We start from the raw sequence: 16,002 nt of genomic DNA, 5'->3' as shown, positions 1-16,002 counted from the left end.
CCCGACAGCCTTCCAGCGATTGCACAGGCGATCAAGACGTGATGGCAGAACAGGTCAGACCGTGGCCGGCAAATCCCGCTCACCCCAAGGCGCAAGTAGCGCGATAGGTTGATAGAGGCGCCGGTCAGCGAATTCCATCAGGGGCAGCAGCGCCAAGCGCGCACTCCAAGCCCGAATGTATGGCTGCAATCTTTTCCTCTCCGTCACCACTGAAAGAGCGCTTGGCAAACGGGGGCGTCCATGTATGGGGTGAACGCGGTGAACCCCAACACTGACGGCGGCAGAGCGGTATTGCCGGGGCGCGGCATCGTCGAAGCTGGGGTTCGAGTGGCTCCCCCAACCTACGGAGCCGTGACCGGCACGCGACGAACGCCAAAGGACGAGGCGGAGATCTGGCGGACAGGCCGCCCGGCTCGCCGCTTAGATGGGCTCCAGCTTCACCGTGATTCGATGGCCATCCGTCAGCGTCGGCGGGCAGATCCCGCGGCTGGAGGCGTACGAGCCTTGGGCGGTCACCTTGAGCGGCACGTAGCCGGGGGCCGAGACGGTGAAGGACTGTTCGCCCGTTGCCGACGAGAAGCCGCAAGGCAGCGTGCATTCCAGCGTCTTGCCGACCGTGCGTACGTTCAAGCTCTGCGTCGGTGAATACAGCTCCGCCGAAAAGCTCAGGCCGTTGGCCGTCATGTCGCTCAGAATGACCACCGGAATGGATGCAGACGTGGCGGCGCTCTGCACGGAAGCGAGGATGAGTGCAGGCCCGTCGCTCAGGACGATCGCCGGGCAGCCGACCGACTCCGTGTTGTCGCCTCCGCCCCCGCAGGCGGCCAAACCGAGCAGCAGGGACGCCAGCGTGATAGCCGGTGACAGGAGTGAGTGATGGCGCATGCCGGCGGGGAGGCTGCACCGGAGAAGCCAGCGCTCGCCTAACGATTCAGATGGGCGGCCATGTTAGTCGCCTTGCCGCCGCTCGACTCAGGCCGCCTTCGCGCCCTTGACCCGCTTGCGGTAGCGCAATGCCAACGTGATCAGCGGACTGGTCATGGCCGTCGTGGCCAGGGCCATGATGAGCAGGATGGTGAACATGTCGGGCCCGATGAGGCCGACGTCCAGGCCGACCTTCATGACGATGAGCTCCATCAGGCCGCGGGCGTTCATCAGCGCGCCGGTGGCCATGCTCTCGGCGCCGTTGAGGCCGGCCACGCGGGCGCCCAGCCAGCCGCCCACCAGCTTGCCGACCGTCGCCACGCCCACCACCAGCAGCATGGCGCCCAGGGCGCCGCCGGCAAAGGCCGAGCGCGTCGTCGACAGGCCGGCCAGCGCGAAGAACAGCGGCATCAGCAGCACGATGGACAGCGGCTCGATGCGCTGCATCAGCGACTGCAGCAGGCGGTCGTCGCGCGGCAGCGTGGCGCCGAACAGGAAGGCGCCGAACACCGCGTGCAGGTGCAGCCATTCGGTCGCGGCGGCACAGCCCAGCAAGCCCAGCATCAGCGCCGCCAGCACGCCCAGCGACGGCTCGCCATCGGGCGCCCGGGCGGCCAGCAGCCGGGCATAGACCGGTCGCACGACGAAATAGAGGACGGCGAGGATGGCCAGCGTGCCGGCGGCGATCCGGGTCAGGCCGGCATAGCCTTCACCCACTCCCGCAAGGGCGACGACAAAGGCCAGCAGCACCCAGGCGAACACGTCGACGACCGCAGCGCCCGCCAGGGCCAGCTGGCCGAAGCGGGTCTGCGTCATGCCGCGGTCCTTGAGGATGCGCGCCATGACGGGGAAGGCGGTGATGGACACGGCGGCCGTCATGAACAGCGCAAAGGGCCAGAAGCCCACGCCCGCCGGCGCCAAGCCCGGGTAAACCGAGTAGAGGGCCGGCGTGATGGCCAGGGCCAGCGCGGCCGGCGCGATGACGCTGAGCAGGCCGACGCTGCCGGCGGCACGCAGCTGCAAGCGCAGGCCGCCCGGCGCGCGGATCTCCAGGCCGACGACGAACATGAACAGCACCAGGCCCAGCGTGGCCAGCGCGTTCAGGCCACCCAGCAAGGGCTTGGCGAACAGCTGGGCATGCAGGTCGGGCAGGTAGAAGCCCATGACAGCCGGCCCGAGCACGAGGCCGGCCGCCATCTCGCCCACCACCTGCGGCTGGCCCAGATGACGCAGCAACCAGCCGCAGCCGCGGGCCACGCCGAGGATGACGATGAGTTGCAGGAGCAGGGTGGTGGTCGTCATCGGATCGTTGAACGGCGCCTGAACGGCACGCTGGGGCGGTGAATTTTAGGTGGCCACCCCGCAGCGCTCATTCGGCCCGCCAACAGGGGCGCGACGACCCTTGCCCGGCTCGACTGTGGGTCATCCGTGGGTGGAGCGCCGTCGGACGGGCGCGCAACATCGGCGGCTCCAACCCACGATCAGGAGAGCCCCATGACCTCTGCGACAAGCCAGCGTAGTCCCCTTGCCACGCTGCTGGCGCCAGCCTTGGCGCTGGTGCTGTCGGCCCCCGCGTCTGCCACGGTCTGCCCGACCGCGACGTTCGACCAGATCCTCGCGCTCGGCAACTGCACCATCGCAGGCTCCAACTTCGATTTCACCCAGCGGCAGCTGCCCTCGCACCCGGTCTGGAACAACGGGCCGTTTGCCGGCAACACGAAGCTGGCGCCGGACGCTGCGGCAATCGTCTTCACGCCCGACAGCAGCCCCGGCAGCATCGGCTTCACGCTGGCGATGGACTTCGGCGTCGTGGGCCAGGCCTCCCGCTTCGACCCGTTTGCCCAGACGGTCAAGACCGGTAACTACATCGATGCGACGCTGGCCTACTTCAGCATCACCAACGCGGCTGGGATGGGCCTCAGCGGCTACTCGGTGGCGATGGGCAACGTGGTGGTCACGCAGACCAGCTTCGACGCCATCGTCTACGCCAATCTGAACAGCGCCACCGCGGCGGTCAACAACGCCGGGTTCACGCGGATCACCGACGCCGTTGACTATGGCGCCGTGCTGCCGGGCACCTTGATCTACGCCGCCAACCTCAGGGCCTACGAGTACTCGCCCGACGCCGCACATGGGGCTCGCTTCGGCACCGTCAGCTTCGAATTCGCCCAACAGGCATTGGCGGTGCCGGAGCCCGAGACGGCCCTGTTGTGGTTGGCCGGGCTGGCGGGCATCGCCTGCATCGCGCGTCGTCGCACGGCTGAAATCGCACGCGCCTGGCGTTGACCTCAGGCCGCTTTCAGCCTGCCCGCGCCGCACTGGGCGCATGCCCGATCACCCGCTTGAACGCCCGGCTGAATGATGCCTCCGATTCATAGCCCAGCCGGTCGGCGGCCGTGGCCACGCGCATGCTGTCCTGGGCGATCCAGCGGCGCGCCTGGAACATCTTGATCTTGGCGACGTAGCGGGCCGGGCTCTCGCCCACGGTGCGCGTGAAGGCGTCGGCAAAGCTGGAGCGTGAGGCGCCCATGACGTCGGCCAGCTCGGGCAGGCTCCCTTCGCGCTCGGGCTCGGCGTGGATGGCAGCGACGACCGTGCTGATCTTGGGGCAACGCAACTTGCGCCCCGATGACGGGCACCTCGCGCCCCCGCCTGTAGGCGCATCGGCCAGGTCTCGCCTGCCCGCACATCCCTTGTCCGCTTTGTGCCCGGCAGCCCGTCTGGAAGAGCAGGACCGGTGCGCTGTGCGCCGGCCCGACCCCGTCGGAGGACCCATGCAACGCTCTCTCTATCGCCGCCTCGCGCTCGCCCTGGCCTGCGCCGCCTTCCTGCCCCTGGCCCAGGCCGCCCCCGTCTCGTCGGCGGGCGGGCTGACCGACTTCGGCCTGTTCGCCGCCGGCAGCTACACGCTGATGGGTTCCGGCACGGTCGACGTCTGCGGGGGCGGCAGCGCCTTGATACGGCCGGACGGCTCGCCCGCCGCCACCATCACCTGCCCGCCGCTGGTGGCGAGCTTCAACCCGAACGGGTCCTACACCGCCGACGACCACTACGGGCGGGCCGGCCTGAACGCCCGGATCGGCGCTCTCATCGGCACCCTCAACGCCGGCGCCTTCCTGGGCACCGACCCGAGTGCCGCGCAGGCGGACGACTGGTTCCTGATCGGCGACATGCTGACGCTGACGCTGGCCACCGCCGGCCACATCTACGCCTCGGTCAATGACACCTTCTACCGCGACAACTTCGGCGCCTTCGACCTGCGTGTCGAGGCGGTCAGCGGCATTCCCGAGCCCGCCAGCGTGGCGCTGGTGGCCGTGGCCATGGGCGGCCTGGGCGCGGCGGGGCGGCGGCGCGTGTCCGCCTCGGCGCCGGCGGCACGTCTGTCAGGGCAGGGCTGAACGAGGTGTCCGGCCCGCTGTCAGGGAGACCCACCATGCGCTTGTTCTCCATCGCCACACTGCTGGCCATTCCCGTCGCCGCGGCCCAGGCTGCGGCCATCACCGTGCCCATGCACCTGATCGACAGCACGGGCGCGGCCCGGGCGATCGGCGAGGTGATCGTGACCGAGTCGGCTTACGGCCTGGTCTTCACACCGGCGCTGAGCGGCCTGCCGCAAGGCATCCACGGCTTTCATGTGCACGAGAACCCGAGCTGCGCGCCGGGCCTGCGCGATGGCCAGCCCGTGCCCGGCCTGGCGGCGGGCGCCCATCTGGACCCGCTAGGCAGCAAGCGCCACGGCACGCCCTGGGGCGACGGCCACCTGGGCGACCTGCCCGCGCTGGTGGTGGAAGGCGACGAGCGCGCCAGCCATGCCGTGCTGGCGCCACGGCTGAAGCTCGACGACCTGCGTGCACGCTCACTGATGATCCACATCGGCGGCGACAACCATGCCGACCACCCGATGCCGTTGGGCGGCGGCGGGGGTCGCATGGCCTGCGGCGTGACGCCGTCGGGGGCGCGGGAGCAATGAGGGCGGCGCCGGGCCGGTGCTTCAGGGCGACGGCCCCCGCGCCGCACTCGGCGCATGCCCGATCACCCGCTTGAACGCCCGGCTGAACGACGCCTCCGATTCATAGCCCAGCCGGTCCGCCGCCGTCGCCACGCGCATGCCGTCCTGGGCGATCCAGCGGCGGGCCTGGAACATCTTGATCTTGGCGACGTAGCGGGCCGGGCTCTCGCCCATGGTGCGCGTGAAGGCGTCGGCAAAACTGGAGCGTGAGGCGCCCATGACGTCGGCCAGTTCGGGCAGGCTCCAGTCGCGTTCGGGCTCGGCGTGGATGGCTGCGACGACCTTGCCGATCTTGGGGCAACGCACCGCGGCAATCCAGCCGGTGGCGTCGCTGCAGCCGCATTCCACCCAGGCGCGGATGATGCTGGCGGCCAGCGCGTCGGCCAGCCGCGCCAGGATGCCGCAGGCGCCGATGCGGTCCAGCGCCACCTCGCGCTCCATCGCGTCCAGCAGCACGGGCACCGTCGCGTCTTTCTGCGCCAGGTCGCCGGCCAGCATGACGGGCGGCATCATCGCGATGAGGGGGTGCAGCGGGTCGAGGTTGAAGCGCAGCGCGCCGCAGAACATCACGTCGGTGGCGTCGTCCACCACCGCGGCGGCGGAGCCGGGTGCGGCGCCGACCAAATAGATGTTCTCCGACACGGCGACCCGCGACAGCGAGTCGATGTCCACCGCCGGCACGTCGGGCGCGCTGGCCAGCACGTGAAAGCTGCCGTGCGGCAGCAGCACCGCGTCGCCGGCGTTCAGCCGCACCCAGTCGGTGGCTGCGGTGCGCAGCCAGCAGCCGCCGTGTCCAACGAAGTGAAAGCGCGCCGAGCGCTGCGCCGGGAAGGCCACGGCCCAGGGCGCGCGCAGGATGCAGCGGCCGTACTCGACGCCGTCCAGGCGCAGGCCCAGCAGGATCTCGGTCAGGGTGTCGCGGCCCTCGGGTCTGGACGAAAAGTCAAGCATCTCGGCGTTCCTGGCATTCAATCGCCGGCAGCCTATTCCTAGCATTCAGACCTCGCTGACAAAGGGACTTGCCGCCGTGACTTCCTCTTCCTGCACTGCCTGCCCCACCGACCCCGGTGGCCGCGCCATCGCCGCGCCCGCCCCGGCCCACACCACCGCCCGCTGGCCGGCCGTCGCCTCGCTGACGATGGGCGTGTTCGGCCTCGTCATGGCCGAGTTCCTGCCGGCCAGCCTGCTGACGGCCATGGCCACCGACCTCGGCATCAGCGACGGCGCAGCCGGCCAGGCCGTCACCGCCACGGCCCTGGTCGGCGCCGTCGCCGCGCCCGCCCTGCCGCTGCTGACGCGCCGGCTGGACCGCCGCCTCGTCATGCTGGCGCTGAGCGCGCTGCTGGTGCTGTCCAACCTCCTGGCTGCCACTGCCGGCAGCCTGGCAGCGCTGCTCGTCGCGCGGGTGATGCTCGGTGTCGCACTGGGTGGCTTCTGGTCGATGTCGGCGGCGCTGGCGATGCGCCTGGTGCCCGAAAACCTGTTCGCCCGCGCCATGTCGGTCATCCTGACCGGCGTGTCGGTCGCCACCGTCTGTGCCGCGCCCATCGGCGCGTGGATGGGCGACGTGTGGGGCTGGCGCAGCGCCTTCATCGCGGCCGGTATGGTCAGCCTCGTCACGCTGGCCGTGCAGGCGGCCACGCTGCCGGCCCTGCCGCCGCGCGACAAGCCGGATCTGCGTGTGCTGGCCGAGCTGCTGCGCCGCCCGCCGGTGCGCGTGGCGCTGCTGGCGGTGCTGCTGGTCATCTCCGGCCACTTTGCCGGCTTCACCTACATCCGGCCGCTGATGGAGCAGGTCACGCACCTGTCGGTCGGCGCCATCTCGGGCGTGCTGCTGGGCTATGGCATCGGCGGCTTCTTCGGCAACTTCGCCGGCGGCTGGCTGGCCGGGCGCAGCGAGCGCCACGCCATCGTGTTCGGCGGCGTGTTGATCGCAGTGCTGGCGGCCTGTCTGCTGGTGGCCGGCCAATCGGCCGCCGTCACCGCCGTGGCCATCACGCTGTGGGGTTTTGCGTTCGGCGCCTTCCCGGTGGGCTTCCAGACCTGGATCGTGCGCGCCGCGCCCGACCAGGCCGAGGGCGCCGGCGGCCTGCTGGTGGCAGCTTTCCAGATCGCCATAGCCAGCGGCGCCATCGGAGGCGGCCTGCTGGTGGACCGCATTGGCGCGCTGGGCGGCCCGGCCTTTGCTGTCGTTGCGTTGACGCTGGGCACGCTGCTGACGCTGCGCCATGGTCCGCGCGCCGTCGCCCGAGGTGCGCAATGAACCGCCGCCTCACTCTCGCCGCCTACCCGCAAGGCTTGCCCGGGCCGGAGCACTTCCACCTCGACACCCAGCCCGTGCCCGAACCCGCCGACGGCCAGGTGCTGCTGCGCACGCTCTACCTGTCAGTCGACCCGTATATGCGCAACCTGATGGCGCCGGTGGGGCCCGGCTATGCACCGCCGGTGCCGCTGGGCGGCGTCATGGTGGGCGGCACAGTCAGCCGCGTCGTCGCGTCACGGCACCGGGCCTTCAAGCAAGGCGAGCTGGTGCTGGCCAACGCTGGCTGGCAGGAATACGCCGTGAGCGACGGCAGCGACCTGCTGGCTCTGGGCGACGTGACGCAACCGTCGCACGCACTGGGTGGCCTGGGCATGCCGGGCTTCACGGCCTATGTCGGGCTGCAGGACATCGGCCAGCCCAAGCCGGGCGAGACCGTCGTCGTCGCCGCGGCCACGGGTGCGGTCGGCGCTGTCGTCGGCCAGTTGGCCAAGTTGAAGGGCGCCCGCGTGGTCGGCATTGCCGGCGGCGTCGACAAATGCCGCCACGCCGTCGAGGTGCTGGGCTTCGATGCCTGCCTGGATCGCCACGCCCCCGACCTCGCCGCGCGGTTGGCCGAGGCCTGCCCGCAGGGCATCGATGTCTATTTCGAGAACGTCGGCGGTGCGGTGTTCAGCGCCGTGCTGCCGCTGCTCAACCTGCACGCCCGCGTGCCGGTCTGCGGCTTCATCTCGCACTACAACGACGCCGCGCCGCCCACCGGCCCCGACCGCCTGCCTGGCCTCGTCGCCACGCTGCTGGCCAAGCGCATCCGCATGCAGGGTTTCATCATCCTGGACCACTATGGCGAACGCTTCGACACCTTCCGCCGCGAGATGAGCGCCTGGCTGGATTCAGGGCGCATCACGCTGCGCGAGGACATCGTCGACGGGCTGGAGCAGGCACCGGCCGCGCTGGCGCGGCTGCTGCAGGGCGGCAACTTCGGCAAGACGGTGGTGAAGGTCGCTTGATTCACGCACCTCCCCACGGCAGCAGGCGCGGCAGCAGTAGGCCGGCGGCACCCTCCAGCGCGGCGAAGATGAACAGCAGGCGCAATGCCTCCAGCGTCTTGTTCGCTGGGCGGGGTGCCAGGCCGCGCATCCAGCGCAGCGCGTAGAAGAACGCCGCCAGCATCACGGCCGCCACGACGCTGCCGTGCCAGGCCAGCATCGCGTAGACCGTCGCGCCCTGGCCGCTGGCATCGCCGCGCAGCCCGGCGTGCCACCAGTCGAGCACGTCCGCGGCCAGCGCGGCGGCCAGGCACGCCGCGCTGAAGCTCATCAACACGGCGCTGGCGCCGCTGCCGCGCTTGAGCCTGGCCATCAGCGGCCGGGCAGCGTAGGCAAGGGCCGCCGACGCACCCAGCAGCAACAGGCCGGGAACCAGCGCGCCGCGCGGCGCGTTGAGCAGCCACCAGTCGGGATGCGCGGCGTACAGGTAGAGGTAGCCGAACATCGCCATCAGGAAGATCGTCCCGAGCACGATGTCGAGCAGCACCGCGGCCCACCAGCCGTGCGCCTGCGGCCCGGCCACATAGGTCGGCAGCAGGATGCCGGCGCCAGCGTCGACCTGGCTCTGCTGCGGCGGCAGGTGCCGGTCGTTGCTCCACACCCAGCGCATCAGGCAGATCACGGTCAGCACGCCGCAGACGGCGCTCAGGGCCATGGCCTTCACCGTCAGCAGCAGGAAGAAGCCGGCCGTGAACAGCGCCGACAGCAGCGGCCACCATGACGGCCCCGGCATGATCTGCACGTACTGCGGCTCGGCGCGCGCGGGGCTGGTGACGAGCGTTTCGCGCTGGCCGGTGGCCGTGTTCGGCAGGAAGTAGCGCCCGGCTTGCGCGTCGTTGGCCAGTTGGGGGTCGGCCCACAACGGCTCCAGGTCGTTGACCACCGGGATGGAGCGCACGCCGTAGTTGCCCGCCGACAGCCATTCCAGTGTGCCCCCATGGAACGCATTGCGGGCATTGCCGCTGCTGCCGCTGCGGACGTAGCAGCGGACCGCGTCGATGACGAACAACAGCGCACCGGCGGCCATGATGAAGGCGCCCACGGTGGAGATGAGGTTCGGCAGGTCCCAGGCCCGGTCGGGCAGGTAGGTGTTGACGCGCCGCGGCATGCCCATCAACCCGGTCAGGTGCATGGGCAGGAAACAGACGTGCACGCCGACGAAGCTGAGCCAGAACACCCAGCGCCCGAGCCGCTCCGACAACTGCTGGCCGTTGATCATCGGCGTCCAGTAGTAGAAGCCGGCGAACAGCGGGAACAGCATGCCGCCGATCAGCACGTAGTGGAAATGCGCGACGACGAAGTACGTGTCGTGCGCCTGGCCGTCGAAGGCGACCATGCCCACCATCACGCCGCTCAAGCCCCCCATCACGAAGATGAGGATGCCGCCGACGAGGAACAGCGACGGCACGTTGCGCTGCACACGGCCAGACGCGAGCGTGCAGATCCATGCGAACACCTGGGCGCCCGCGGGAACGGCCACTGCCATCGACGCGGCCGAGAAGTAGCCCGCTGCCAGCTCGGGCATGCCGACCGTGAACATGTGATGGGCCCACACGCCGAAGCTGATGAAGCCGGTGGCGATCATGGCCAGCACGACGAGCTCGTGGCCGACCAGCTTCTTCTGCGCGACGGTGACGACCATGGTCGACACCATCGCCGAGGCCGGGATGAAGATGATGTAGACGTCGGGGTGGCCGAAGAACCAGAACAGGTGCTGGTAGAGCAGCGGGTCGCCGCCGCGCGTGGCGTCGAACAGCGGCCAGTTGAAGGCGCGCTCCAGCTCCAGCAGGAAGGTCACCATGATCATGGCCGGAAAGGCCAGGATGATCATGACGCCGAAGATCAGGATGGCCCAGGCGTACACCGGCATCTTGGCCAGCGTCATGCCCGGGGCGCGCGTGCGCAGCACGCCGACGATCAGTTCGATGGCGCCGGCGATCGCGCTGATCTCGATGAAGCCGATGCCCAGCAGCCAGAAGTCGGCGTTGATGCCCTTGGCATAGACCCCCGAGCTCAGCGGCGGGTACATGAACCAGCCGCCCGACGGCGCCAGACTGAAAAAGACCGAGCCGAAGAAGACCACGCCGCCAATGGCATAGGCCCAGTACGAATAGGCCGACAGCCGCGGGAAGGGCAGGTCGCGCGCGGCCAGCATCTGCGGCAGCAGCAACACGGCAATGGCCTCGACGGCCGGCACGGCGAACAGGAACATCATCACCGAGCCGTGCATCGTGAACAGCTGGTTGTAGGTCTCCTGCGGCACCACGCCGGCCAGCGGCGCGGCCAGCTGCACGCGCATCACCAGCGACAGGATGCCGGCCGCAATGAAGAAGCCGAAGGCCGTGGCGATGAACAGGAAGCCGATGAAGTTGTTGTTGACGGCGCTGAACGCGCGCCAGCCGGTCGGCGTTTCCCAGGTCTTCTCCAGCGCCTCGAGCTCGCCCGCGGGCCGGCCGCCCTGGGTCGGGAAACGCGCGTAGAGCCGCGTATCGAAACCGGTCTCGGACGGCTCGGCTGCGGCATCGCGGACGGCGCCTTCCACGCCGGGGCTGGCGGGCAACGTCATTTCAACGACTCCATGTAGCTGGCGAGTGCGTTCAACTCGTCGGCCTTCAACGAGCGGTAGGCGGGCATGCGGTTGTTCGGCTTGATGGACTGGCTGTCGCCGATCCAGCCGATCAGCGTGCCGCGCGTGTTCGGCAGGATGCCGGCGCCCAGCGACTGGCGCGAGCCGACGAAGGTCAGGTCAGGGCCCGACACGCCTTGCGCCGAGGTGCCGGCGACACGGTGGCAGGCCGCGCAGCCGACCTCGTTGAAGAGCTGCTTGCCGCGCAGCGCCTCGACGCTGACGTTGCTCTCAGGGGCCGGCTTCAGGCGTGAATCCAGCCACCGCTGCCAGTCCGCCGCCTCATGCGCGACGACGACGAAGCCCATCAGCGCATGCGCGCCGCCGCAGAACTCGGCGCATTGCCCGCCATAGACGCCCGCCTTGTCGGCCTGCAGCTTCAGCCGGTTGGTGCGGCCCGGGATCATGTCCATCTTGCCGCCCAGCTTGGGCACCCAGAAGCTGTGGATGACATCCTCCGAGACCATGTCGACGACGACCGGGCGGCCCACCGGGATGTGCAGCTCGTTGGCATCGGCCAGCATCTCGCGGCCCGCCGCATCGAGGTAGGACACGCGCCACCAGTAGATGTTGCCGGACACACGCATGCGCAGCTCGTCGCCCTTGATGGTGGACATGCCCGCGACCAGCGTGAGGCCCCAGGCCAGCAGCAGCAACAGCACGCCGGCCGGGATGATCAGACCGAACCACTTGACGACGCGCTCGCCGCCGAGCCTGGCGCGCAGCTCATCGCTGCCATACAGCGCCACCCACATCGCCGCGCAGACGCCCAGAAAGATCAATGTGACGAGCGCGATCAGCACCCAGGCCAGCGTCGTGACCGAGTTGGAGAACGGCCCGTGCGGATCGAGCACCGGCGGCGGCCAGCCGCTCAAGGCCTCAGCGAGGTTAGGGCCTGTCATCCTATGAATCTCCCCCGCGCCGGGGCTGCAAGGGGTGCAGCGCTAGGCGCGAGCCGACGGTCGGGGCTCTTCCCCGACCTAGGTTCGCAACGACGCGGGGCGCCCCTTGCAGCCCCGGCCCTTCGGGTGGCGCCCCACAGAGCCTGCACTCGTCGTTGCAAATCCTCGCCGGGGCCCCACCCCGGCTGCGGTTTGCGCCTAGATTGCAGGCTCTGTGGGGTGCCACGCGGGGGGGATTCATAGGATGACAGGCCCTATAGCGTGAGGAGGTAGGCGGTGACATCGCGAGCTTCCTGGTCGGACATGGGAATGGCCGGCATGGCCGTGCCGGGCACCATCGACGGTGCGTTGCGAACGAACTGCATCAACAAGCCGGGCTGGTTCGGCAGCTGCCCTGCGATCAGGCCTTGCCTGCCGAAGTTCTCGAGCGACGGCCCGAGCCCTCCACGCGGCCATTTCACGTCGGGGAAGGTGTGGCAGGCCACGCAGCCCTTGTCGGCCACGAGCTGCCGGCCCCGTGCGGCGTCCGCGTCGCCCAGGGTCGGCGTGCGGTCGGGCGGGCCATCGCAGGCGGCGAGGAAGGCACAGGCGAGCACGAATAGGAAGCGCCGAACAAGTCCCTCGCGCGCAGCGCATCGCTGGGACTTGCTCGGCGCTTCCTTTGCCAGGGATGATGATTCACCCGCCATGCGCCACCTGTCTCTTCTCACTCTCATCATCCTCACGCTGCTGGCCGCCGCCTGCACCGATCGCATGAGCCCGAGCGACGACCGCTTCGGCCGCGGCGGCGAGCTGATCGCGATGAGTGGCGGCGAAGGCGGCGCGCGCTACGCCTGCGTGAGCTGCCACGGCGCGCGCGGCGAGGGCAATGGTTTCGACGCACCTCGCCTGGCCGGCCTGCCGGCGGGCTACCTGCAAAAGCAGATGGAGGATTACGCGGCAGGGCTGCGGGCGCACGAGGTCATGCGCGACGTGGCGCGCTTTCTCGACAGCGCCGAACGCGTGCGGGTGGCCCACTACTACGCCGGCCTGCCGCCCCAGGCCTTGCCGCCCGCCACCGCCGAAGCCATCGCCGCGACGACCCCGGCGCTGTACGCCGCGGCCTGCCAGCAGTGCCATGGCGATGAAGGGAGCGGCAGCGCGAAGGGGCCGCCGCTGAATGCCCAGCCGGCCTTCTACCTCGCCCAGCAGCTGCAGGACTGGCAGGTGTCGAAGCGGCGCAATGACGGCAATCATCAGATGCTGACAGCGGCCCAGCGGCTCAAGCCCGAGGAGGTTCATCAGCTGAGCCTTTATCTGGCGCGGATCCCACCACGCCCGGCGCCTGCGGCCCGTTGAGGTCGAACATCGAGGGCAGCACGCGGTCGCGCTTGATCACGTAATGCAGCACGGCCGCCCCGGCGTGGCCGGGAATGGCCAGCGCCGTGATCCAGACGACCCAGGTGTGCGCCGTCGCGGCCCACTGCATCAGGCGGTGCTGCAGGCCCTCGGACAACTGGTCGAAGGGCAGGTTGGGGAAGGGAATCACACCGGCGATCGACAGCGGCAGGTCACTGGGCAGCGTGGACCACATGACCCAGCCGCTGATCGGCAGCGCGAAGAAGCTGAAATAGAACCAGACCTCCAGCACATGGCTGGCCCTGCCCGAGAACGATGACTCGTCGACGTTGTCGGGGGTGCCGATCTGGCTGCGCCACAGGAAGCGCAGCGTGCCCAGCAGCATGATCGCCAGCCCGACCTCCGTGTGGGTCTGGTAGCCGATGTACTTGTCGCCGCCCGCCGGCTGCCAGCCCAGGTACCAGCCATAGGCCAGCTGGAAGATCATCAGCGCCGCCATCGCCCAGTGAAAGGCCACGCCGATCGGCGAATACAGCCCGCGCCGGTGATGGCCCTCGGCCCATTCGATGGCGGCAACGAGATTCATGCCGGCCCGGCACGCAGGCCGCGTGCACGTTCAGCGCGCATCCAGCGCCAGCCTATCCACATCGCGGCGGCCAGGTAGGCCATGCTGCCTGGCGCCCACATCACGATGCCGGCGAGCTGCTGGTCCTGCAGCGGCGAGACGCCCCAGCTCAGCGCCGATGCGAAGTGCGGCGCATACAGCGGCCGCGCGGCGAACGTGATCAGCGCACCCAGCAACCCCATCAGCACCGTCGTGGCGAGGATGGCGCCCGTTGCAGCGACCGCGCCGGAGCGCCGCACCGCGACCCAGAAGGCGACCGCGCTGGCCAGCAGCGTGAACTGCATCAGTGCGTACAGGGCCACCGACGACAGGGCCGCCGCGTAAGGCGCGGGCGCATGCCAGGTCCAGAACGTGACGGTGGCGACGGCGGTGCTGGTCCACAGCGGTGTCGGCAGGCGGCGCAGCCAGCGTTCCAGCCCGATGGCCAGCAACGGCGCCATCGCCAGCACCAGGGCCATGTGATGGACCACCCGTATGGTGAAGAACGCCGAGCTCAGCGCACACAGCGGCGACACGTAGAGCAGGGCCGCCAACGCCCAGGCGCAGCGCAGGCAGCGCAGCTGTCTCGGCGTTGCAGCCTGCGCCGCTGACGGCCGCCACAGTGCCAGCGCCAGCAGCACGAGGCCCGTGCCGAGCACCGGGTCGAGGTTCCATCGGCTCAGCCAAGCGTCCGGGCCGGGCGCCTCGCCGCAATAGGGAATCCACCGGCCGTCCATGGTCGTCTTCCGCGTCTAGTTCAACGCTGCACGGGCACACGACTTGCCCGCGTTCGTGGCCGCCCCACGAGAGGGGGCCGGTCCGGGAGCGCAAGGCTTTGCGGCAACTTTTGCCGTAGCCCGTTCAGCCCTTGAGCGCCGTTTCAATCGCCGAGATGGCGAGCTTGCGCATATCTACGGCGCGTTCGCTGCCAGCCAGGCAAACGTCGTGTAGGCGGCGACGTTCTGGTTCAAGGACGCGGGGTCGATCTTGTCCAAGGTGTCATTGGCGCTGTGATGATGATCGAAGAGGTCCGTGGCATCCTGTGCGAGCTGGATCCACGGCACGCCACGCTTGGCCAGGAAGCCCAGATCCGGTCCCGGTGCGCCAGCGGCACCGTCGAGCGTGATGCCCAGCGGAGCCAGCGCGCGTGACAGCCGTGCCGTGAGCTCAGCGTCCAGCGGCGGATGACGCAACGCGTAGATTGGCCCTGCGCCCCAATCGCTTTCGATCGCCAGATAGTGCCGCGACAGATCGCCCGCATCGCGCGCCGCATAGGCGCGTGCACCATCGAAGCCGTTCTCCTCATTGGCGAACAACACCACGCGGATCGTGCGGCGGGGTGCCTGGGGCAGCTGCTTGATCAACGCCCCGGCTGCCATGGTCAGGGCCACGCCGAACCCGTCGTCGACTGCGCCCGTGCCCAGATCCCAGGAGTCGAGATGCGCAGACATCATCACGATCTCCCCCTTGGCGTCTTGCCCGGTGATCTCGCCGATCACGTTGTACGAGGTGCTGTCGGTCTGTGTTTGCGTCGCGATGTTCAGGCGCAGCCGTACCGAGGGATATCGAAGCCCCAGCCGTTCAAGGAGATCCGCATCCGGGCCCGAGATGGCGGCGGCCGGAATCGCGTTCCCGGGAGCGTAGTTCACGCTGCCGGTGTGCGGCAGCCGGTTGTCGTCGGTTCCCAAGGATCTGATCAGCAGCGCCACGGCGCCCTTGGTGGCGGCCAACGAGGCAGCACTGCTGCGCATCTGCAGGACCCGCGCGTATCCCGACCCATCGCGGTCGCGTTCCATGCGCCGGGTGAGCACGACGATCCTGCCGCGCACCGATTCGGCCGGCGCCGACTGCAACGCTTCGAAGTCTTGGAATCGCACGATCTCGGCATCGAGCGGGCCGTCGGTTCCCACGCTGTTGCCCAGCGCGGTCACGGCAAGGCGCTGCGTGAGCGGCGCAATCACCTCGGCGCTCTCGGACAGCCGGCGCCAAGCCGTGAACTTGACGGGCTCCGTGTAGACCTTGTCGTAGCCCAGCGCACGGAACTTCGCCACGGCCCACGCCACCGCGCGGGCGTCGGCCTCGGACCCGGCGGGGCGCGCGCCGACCTCCGTGGTCAGCGATGCGACGATCTTGTACGCCCCGCTGTCCGCCAGCGCGCGTTCCCTCAGGAGCCCGGCGGTCGCTTCGTTCGCTGCGGAAGCCGGCAACGTTTCAGCGCCCGCGAAAGGGCTTGCAAGACACGCGGCCAGCAGCAGTGCCGCGGAGTGATTCAGCAACCGCTGGGCCATGG

Annotated in this window: 16 protein-coding genes; 6 read left to right on the top strand and 10 right to left on the bottom strand. The window is 69.6% G+C overall.

Annotated elements, in window-relative coordinates; translation table 11 throughout:
• Window positions 1-420: 420 nt before the first annotated feature.
• On the bottom strand, window positions 421-885 hold the full coding sequence (locus ACXJKM_RS15920) for a hypothetical protein (RefSeq protein WP_457353586.1): 465 nt from the start codon (window positions 883-885) through the stop codon (window positions 421-423).
• Between the two features lie 87 nt (window positions 886-972).
• On the bottom strand, window positions 973-2,226 hold the full coding sequence (locus ACXJKM_RS15915; protein WP_457353584.1) for a cation:proton antiporter: 1,254 nt from the start codon (window positions 2,224-2,226) through the stop codon (window positions 973-975).
• 192 nt (window positions 2,227-2,418) lie between these two features.
• Here ACXJKM_RS15915 and ACXJKM_RS15910 point away from each other — a divergent pair, with 192 nt between their 5' ends.
• Window positions 2,419-3,210, top strand: a complete 792-nt coding sequence (locus ACXJKM_RS15910; protein ID WP_457353583.1) for a PEP-CTERM sorting domain-containing protein — start codon at window positions 2,419-2,421, stop codon at window positions 3,208-3,210.
• 13 nt (window positions 3,211-3,223) lie between these two features.
• On the opposite strand, the gene ACXJKM_RS15905 is transcribed toward ACXJKM_RS15910, so the two are convergent.
• A complete protein-coding gene (locus ACXJKM_RS15905; RefSeq protein WP_457353581.1) occupies window positions 3,224-3,541 on the bottom strand; it encodes a helix-turn-helix domain-containing protein in 318 nt (105 codons plus the stop codon).
• Window positions 3,542-3,698: 157 nt separating this feature from the next.
• On the opposite strand from ACXJKM_RS15905, the gene ACXJKM_RS15900 reads away from it, so the two are divergent.
• Together ACXJKM_RS15900 and sodC are read left to right on the top strand one after the other, a co-directional pair.
• Window positions 3,699-4,322: a hypothetical protein gene (locus tag ACXJKM_RS15900; RefSeq protein WP_457353579.1), complete on the top strand. Its 624-nt coding sequence runs from the start codon at window positions 3,699-3,701 to the stop codon at window positions 4,320-4,322.
• Between the two features lie 35 nt (window positions 4,323-4,357).
• Window positions 4,358-4,894 (top strand): superoxide dismutase [Cu-Zn] SodC, encoded by a 537-nt coding sequence (gene sodC / locus ACXJKM_RS15895; RefSeq protein WP_457353577.1) that lies wholly within the window; start codon window positions 4,358-4,360, stop codon window positions 4,892-4,894.
• 21 nt (window positions 4,895-4,915) lie between these two features.
• Here the strand turns inward: sodC and ACXJKM_RS15890 are convergent, their stop codons facing one another.
• Complete coding sequence (locus tag ACXJKM_RS15890) at window positions 4,916-5,884, bottom strand: AraC family transcriptional regulator (RefSeq protein ID WP_056191348.1); 969 nt, start codon at window positions 5,882-5,884, stop codon at window positions 4,916-4,918.
• 76 nt (window positions 5,885-5,960) lie between these two features.
• Here ACXJKM_RS15890 and ACXJKM_RS15885 point away from each other — a divergent pair, with 76 nt between their 5' ends.
• Window positions 5,961-7,196 (top strand): MFS transporter, encoded by a 1,236-nt coding sequence (locus tag ACXJKM_RS15885; RefSeq protein WP_457353574.1) that lies wholly within the window; start codon window positions 5,961-5,963, stop codon window positions 7,194-7,196.
• Window positions 7,193-8,203 carry an NADP-dependent oxidoreductase gene (locus ACXJKM_RS15880; RefSeq protein ID WP_457353573.1) on the top strand — a complete coding sequence of 337 codons (1,011 nt, stop codon included), beginning with the start codon at window positions 7,193-7,195 and terminating at the stop codon, window positions 8,201-8,203. Before ACXJKM_RS15885 ends, ACXJKM_RS15880 begins: the two co-directional genes overlap by 4 nt.
• Before the next feature lies 1 nt (window position 8,204).
• Here the strand turns inward: ACXJKM_RS15880 and ACXJKM_RS15875 are convergent, their stop codons facing one another.
• The 3 genes from ACXJKM_RS15875 to ACXJKM_RS15865 form a co-directional block, all read right to left on the bottom strand.
• The gene (locus ACXJKM_RS15875) at window positions 8,205-10,808 is read right to left on the bottom strand and encodes a cbb3-type cytochrome c oxidase subunit I (protein WP_457353571.1); all 2,604 of its coding nucleotides are present in this window, start codon (window positions 10,806-10,808) and stop codon (window positions 8,205-8,207) included.
• Entirely contained in the window at window positions 10,805-11,770 is a 966-nt protein-coding gene (gene coxB, locus ACXJKM_RS15870; RefSeq protein ID WP_457353569.1) for a cytochrome c oxidase subunit II, read from the bottom strand. The genes ACXJKM_RS15875 and coxB overlap by 4 nt, the downstream gene beginning before the upstream one ends.
• Window positions 11,771-12,024: 254 nt before the next feature.
• The gene (locus tag ACXJKM_RS15865) at window positions 12,025-12,459 is read right to left on the bottom strand and encodes a c-type cytochrome (RefSeq protein ID WP_457353567.1); all 435 of its coding nucleotides are present in this window, start codon (window positions 12,457-12,459) and stop codon (window positions 12,025-12,027) included.
• On the opposite strand from ACXJKM_RS15865, the gene ACXJKM_RS15860 reads away from it, so the two are divergent.
• Window positions 12,458-13,108, top strand: a complete 651-nt coding sequence (locus ACXJKM_RS15860) for a c-type cytochrome (protein ID WP_457353565.1) — start codon at window positions 12,458-12,460, stop codon at window positions 13,106-13,108. The genes ACXJKM_RS15865 and ACXJKM_RS15860 overlap by 2 nt on opposite strands.
• Here the strand turns inward: ACXJKM_RS15860 and ACXJKM_RS15855 are convergent.
• The 3 genes from ACXJKM_RS15855 to ACXJKM_RS15845 form a co-directional block, all read right to left on the bottom strand.
• Window positions 13,032-13,694, bottom strand: coding sequence for a cytochrome b (locus ACXJKM_RS15855; RefSeq protein WP_457353563.1), 663 nt, complete (start codon window positions 13,692-13,694; stop codon window positions 13,032-13,034). The genes ACXJKM_RS15860 and ACXJKM_RS15855 overlap by 77 nt on opposite strands.
• Window positions 13,691-14,449, bottom strand: a complete 759-nt coding sequence (locus tag ACXJKM_RS15850; protein WP_457353561.1) for a cytochrome c oxidase assembly protein — start codon at window positions 14,447-14,449, stop codon at window positions 13,691-13,693. The genes ACXJKM_RS15855 and ACXJKM_RS15850 overlap by 4 nt, the downstream gene beginning before the upstream one ends.
• Before the next feature lie 174 nt (window positions 14,450-14,623).
• Window positions 14,624-16,000 carry a M28 family peptidase gene (locus ACXJKM_RS15845; protein WP_457353559.1) on the bottom strand — a complete coding sequence of 459 codons (1,377 nt, stop codon included), beginning with the start codon at window positions 15,998-16,000 and terminating at the stop codon, window positions 14,624-14,626.
• Between the last annotated feature and the right edge of the window lie 2 nt (window positions 16,001-16,002).

The organism is Roseateles sp. P5_D6, from assembly GCF_054049415.1.
This window is presented reverse-complemented; position numbering and strand designations above follow the sequence as displayed.